This window comes from Terrisporobacter sp., assembly GCF_017888745.1.
Lineage (GTDB): Bacteria > Bacillota > Clostridia > Peptostreptococcales > Peptostreptococcaceae > Terrisporobacter.
The window spans coordinates 1-5,736 of record NZ_JAGHFM010000083.1 but is presented as its reverse complement, the minus strand read 5'-3'; the positions used below and the strand labels follow the sequence as shown (position 1 = coordinate 5,736).

The window sequence follows — 5,736 nt, the reverse complement described above, 5'->3', positions numbered from 1 at the left end:
CGAAGCGAATTTTTTATAAAAGGAGGGTATATATGAGGATAATCTATGAAAGATATAAAAGGCTTATTATTTTTGCAATAATCCCTCTAGTGTTAGTTGCACAATATTATTTATTTAGGTTTGGAGTAATATCGCCCATGATTAAAGGAGTTAATATTAATATTATTCATGGAGAGTTTATTCAAGATATTGATAAATATGTAGTAAAGTTAGGGGAGCCTGTAGTATTATCACCTGGTGATTATATAAAATTTCCGCAATATGCTAAAGATCCTAAGATTAAATTTACTATACTTGATGATTCTAAAACTATAAAACTAGAGAAAAGTGACATAGAAGATAATACTGTTGTACTTACGGGTCTTAAGACTGGTTACACTTCTGTAGCCGTTATGAAAAATTCTAGAGTATTACAAAAAGCTACTATATTAGTAGTAGATCCAACAGTAGAATCTTTAAATGTTTCTATAGATGGAAATTTAAAGTATGTTGGTGATACTGCTCAGCTAAGTGGATCTGTTGAAGTTGATTATGCAGAATTTAATGACTCTTATGATGTAACTTATGAAAGTTCAAATGATAATGTATTAGAAGTAAAAAATAATAAAGTTAAAGCTGTAGGTGTAGGTCGTGCTACCATTTATGCTAAGTCAAAAGATAAAGTAGAGGCTATAAGGTTTAATATAGTAGCTAGAGTTAGAAGGATTGAAATTAAAAAAAGCTTCAATATAGTGGTAGGTCAAACTATTAAGTTAAATCCTAAAATAATAACTTCTCCTGCTAGATTAACGCCTCCTAAAGTTAAATATAAGTTTTCAGAAACAAAGATGCCTGTGGAAAGAGCTGTAACATTCGATGAAAAAGGAAATATTACTGGAATAAGAACAGGCAGTGAGAAAATTACAATTAGTTGTGGTGAAGGTAGTAATAAAAGTATAGAAATAATAACTATAAATGTAAAAGAAGTTAAAGTGGAGGATAGTATGATAAAAAATGTTTTGTTTAAACATAATATATCAGATAATAAGTTAAATATAGCTTTAAGTTGGGATGTTTTAAATGGAGCAAATAATTATGATATTTATATTAAAGATAATACTATCCAAGGAAGTAATTATGAGCTATATAGATCTATTACTCAGGAAGAATTTATAAGAGATAATAAAGTAATTTTAAATCTAGATATTGCAAGTGACGCTGATGAAGTTAATTATGATATTTATATAGTAGGTAGAAACGAAGAAGGAACTTCAAAACCAAGCAATGTCATAACTATAAAAGAGATTATAAGTAAAAATGAAGGTCAAGACCAAGAACAAGACAAAGATCATGGTTCAGAATCAGAAGATGGAAGTTTAGATGAAGAAGCTCAGCAATAAATATATTCATATTTTATATGTTGCAACTAATATATATTAATAAAAGAATTATTTAGGGGAGAGTTGCATTGAAAAGAAGAGCTGAAAGAATTAATACTATATCCAAAGAATTAGCTGAAGAGGCATTTAAAGCTTATTCTGGTAAAAGAGATTACAAAAGAGCTTTAGAAATATACTGTCTATTAGCAGAGTCTAAATGTGTTCCTGAAGAAATATCTAACTTTTCAAAGAATATGCTAGGTAGATTAAATAAGAAAATAGAAGATACACATAAATAAACACTAAAAAGTCTCATTAATAAATGGGACTTTTTTATATTTTAAAGGGTTATAAATTATCTGAATTGTTGATAACTTATAATTCCCACTATAAAATTTGAGCAACGGGCAAAGCCGTTGGCGACATGAACGAAGTTAATTTTGAGTAACGGGCAAAGCTGTTGGAGATATGAAGTGGAGCCATCCGCGCAGGTGGCTTAAGCGAAGCGAGTTTTTTATTGTTAGATATGGTTGTGTACTTATATCATCATAAAAAAATATGACAATTAATATAATAAAATAAAGTAGTGGAATTGTATAATAGGAGGGGGATTAATATAGATTATGAAGTAGTAGTTAAGTATAGCGGTGATATTTTAAGACTTGAAAATGAATTAAATGTAAATATAGAGATTTTAAGTCCCATTTATGCAATAATTAGCTCTAATGATCCTGATATATTTAATGAATTATTAAAGTATAAAGAAATAGAGTATATTGAAAAACCATTTATACTAGAAACTCAAGACACACAAAGTTTTTCAAGTACGGGGATAACAAATTTTAAAAATAGAAGTGGGTTAACTGGAGAAGGTACAATAATAGGTCTTATAGATTCTGGAATAGATTATACACTTCCCATATTTAAAGATATTAATGGTAACTCAAAAATATTATATTATTGGGATCAATCTATAATTGGAACACCGCCAGAGGGTTTTAAAGAAGGAACCTTATATACAAATGAAGATATAAATAAAGCGATAAATGGAGAAATTTTTATACCTGTATCTGCTACATCAAGTCACGGAACACATGTGGCAGGTATAGCTGCAGGTATAGCTACTGATGCGAAGTTAATAGTAATAAGGGTAGGTAATATAGCTACTGACTATTATTCTAGAAGTACTGAATTTATGAGGGCTATAAAATTTATTTTAGACAAATCATTAGAGTTAAATATGCCAGTTTCTATAAATATAAGCTATGGAAGTAATGAAGGATCTCATAGAGGATTATCACTATTTGAACAATATATTGATGATATGTGTTTATATTGGAAAAATAATATAATGGTTGCAGCAGGAAATAATCGAGATAAGGGGGGGCATAAACATATAAAATTAGAAGATAGAATTGAAGAAGTAGAGCTTACTATAGGATCAAATGAAACGATAATTAATATAAATATATGGCCTAGTTTTGTAGATGATTTTAATGTATATTTAGTAAATCCATCTAATCAAAGAACCCAACCAATTTCACTCACATCAGGTGAAGTGAGGAACTCAATAGGTACTACTAGAATAAAGGGATATTTTTATCCAATTGCTCCATATTCACTTCAAAGAAGAGTAACTTTTCAGCTAACAACGAGTAGCCAAATAACACCAGGTATATGGAAAATAGTATTTACACCTATAAATATAGTAGATGGAAATATAAATATTTATTTGCCAACATCAGAGGGGTTGAGTAAAGATACAAGGTTTTTGACTCCAACTACAGAATTAACTGTCACAGTACCAGGTACTGCAAGTCGAGTTTTAACAGTTGGGAGCTATAATTCAAGAACTGATACAGCTTCAGTTTTTTCAGGAGAAGGTGATATAGAGTTTTGTGTAAGTAAACCTGATATATTAGCGCCAGGTGAAGACATAATTTCATATTTACCAGGTGGAAGTCAAGGTGCACTAAGTGGAACTAGTATGGCTACTCCACATGTTACAGGAGTGTGTTCCTTATTTCATCAGTGGGGAATTATTAATAATAATGATCCCTTTTTATATTCTGCCAAATTAAAAGCTTTACTTTTAAAATCTGCAAGAAGAAAAAGTAATATAGTATATCCAAATAATTTAAGAGGATTTGGCTTTTTAAATTTATCTACATTAGAGTTAAATCAATTAGCCGATATGAATAAAAGTTTTGATTTTGAATATAGAAAAATAAGAACAAGACAGTACATGAGGAAAATAGCTACTCCAAATGTACAAATGACTAGGCAAGGCAATATAAGGCAAGGGGTAAATATATTATATGAACCTGGTTTTGAAGACGAATTAAGAAGGCTACTACCAAATGTTGAGTTTTATAGATTAAGTGATAATTATGGAATAGTATATTTGAGTAATTATAGTGTGGCTACTATAAAGTCTATATTATCCTTGCCATCTGTTTTGAGGATAGAGTCTTTAACTAGAATAGCATTATTAGGGACAGTAACACCAGGTACAGAGGGAGGAGTAAATGCAAATGAAGAAATAGGAGTCAATTTTTTTAAAAATAACCCAAATATATTTTTAAGTGGAAGAGGAACTGTTATAGCAATAATTAGTAGTGGAATTGATTATCTTCATCCAGATTTTATAAATGCAGATGGAACATCGAAAATACTATACTTATGGGATCAAACCAAGGAAGGTAATCCTCCAGATGGATATTATATTGGAACAGAATATACTAGAGAGCAAATAAATGAAGCCATATCCAATAATGATTCAAGCTTATCAATAGATGAAGAAGGATATGGAACAATTTTATCTGGAATATGTGCAGGTCTTGGAAATGTAAATAGTGAATATGCAGGTGTGGCAGAAGATGCACAATTAATAGTTGTAAAATTAGCAAAAATAGATGGATATTATAATAATGCCATGTCTAATGTGGCTTCACAGTATTCATATGAAAAAGCTGCTCAATTAAATATGCCATTAGTGATAAATTATGCAAATGGAAGTACTAGCTTAGCTGGAGTGTCAACTAGAAGTGAGACAAGAGAACAAAGTTACTTTTCTAGAGGAATTTGTACAGTATGTGCTGCAGGAGATGAAGGAAATACTGAGACTCATACAAGTGGTAGAATATTAGCAAGTGGAGATGTAAATGAAATTGAAATTGAAGTAACAAGTATGGAAGAGCATCTTGAAATTCAAATATGGATTGAAAAACCAGATACAGCAATAGTATCTATAGTTAGTCCTAGTGGAGAGGAGAGCAAATCGGTAGATGTATTAGATCTTAATACTATATCTGGTTTATTTGACTTTGAAAATACAGACTATTTTATAACATATGTATATCCAACTACTTTTTCTGGCCAACAGCAAACTATAATAAATATGACAAATGTCAAAAGCGGTATATGGAAAATTAGATTGACAGGAGATTATATAAGTAATGGAAATTATGATGCTTATTTACCAAATAGAGTATTTTTAAATAGTGGAACTAGATTTAGAAATCCAGATCCAAGTAGCACTATTGTTTATCCTGCCACATTTTCAGATAATATAACTGTAGGAGCCTATGATAGTATAAATAGAGGTTTATGGCAAGGTTCATCTAGAGGACCTACTATATCTGGACTATTAAAACCAGATTTAGTAGCACCAGGAGTCAATATAATTGGGCCATATCCTGGTGGTGGATATGGAACTATAACTGGAACCGCACCATCAGCAGCTTATACATCAGGCTGTGTATCAATGTTTATGCAGTATGTTTTACTAGATAAGAATTATAGAAGTAAAGCCTTTGTACAGAATATAAGAACCATATTTAGAGTAGGATCTATAAGATCAGAAGATATAATTTATCCAAATAATAATACAGGTTTTGGAATTTTGAATATAAGAAATACAATGGAAGTATTCAGATAGGAGGAATATAATGAAATCTTATCCTATTATTTATCAAGGAGATATAGGTACTGCTTTAAGTAATGTTGGTGTTACAAATTATATGCTCTTAAATAGCCAACTAGCAGTTGTATATGTTGAAGATAGTTTTGATGAAAATATATTAGAAAACATTTACGAAGTTGCATGGTTTCAAGAAGCAAAAGCAATGAGTACGATGATAGAAATAAATGGAAATTTAGGAGAAGGAGAAACTGTATCTACAGCTGCAGGTATAAATTTTATAGAAGATAATCCATATATAAATGTAAATGGAAAGAATGTATTAATAGGAATTATAGATTCTGGAATAAATTATCTTCATCCAGATTTTATAAATGAAGATAATATAAGTAAAATAGTATCAATATGGGATCAAGAAAGCAGTACAAATTCACCTCCAAATGGAATGACTTTTGG

3 protein-coding genes and 1 pseudogene are annotated in these 5,736 nt (G+C 30.1%); all 4 read left to right on the top strand.

The window, feature by feature from the left end; genetic code table 11:
- Positions 1-32 precede the first annotated feature (32 nt).
- Positions 33-1,379, top strand: a complete 1,347-nt coding sequence (locus J7G74_RS04290) for an Ig-like domain-containing protein (protein ID WP_297132324.1) — start codon at positions 33-35, stop codon at positions 1,377-1,379.
- 68 nt (positions 1,380-1,447) lie between these two features.
- The gene (locus J7G74_RS04285; RefSeq protein WP_297132323.1) at positions 1,448-1,657 is read left to right on the top strand and encodes a hypothetical protein; all 210 of its coding nucleotides are present in this window, start codon (positions 1,448-1,450) and stop codon (positions 1,655-1,657) included.
- 293 nt (positions 1,658-1,950) lie between these two features.
- A complete protein-coding gene (gene cspBA / locus J7G74_RS04280) occupies positions 1,951-5,298 on the top strand; it encodes a bifunctional germination protease/germinant receptor pseudoprotease CspBA (protein ID WP_297132321.1) in 3,348 nt (1,115 codons plus the stop codon).
- A 10-nt stretch (positions 5,299-5,308) separates the two neighbouring features.
- A pseudogene (locus tag J7G74_RS04275) lies at positions 5,309-5,736 on the top strand (bile acid germinant receptor pseudoprotease CspC); the annotation flags it as partial.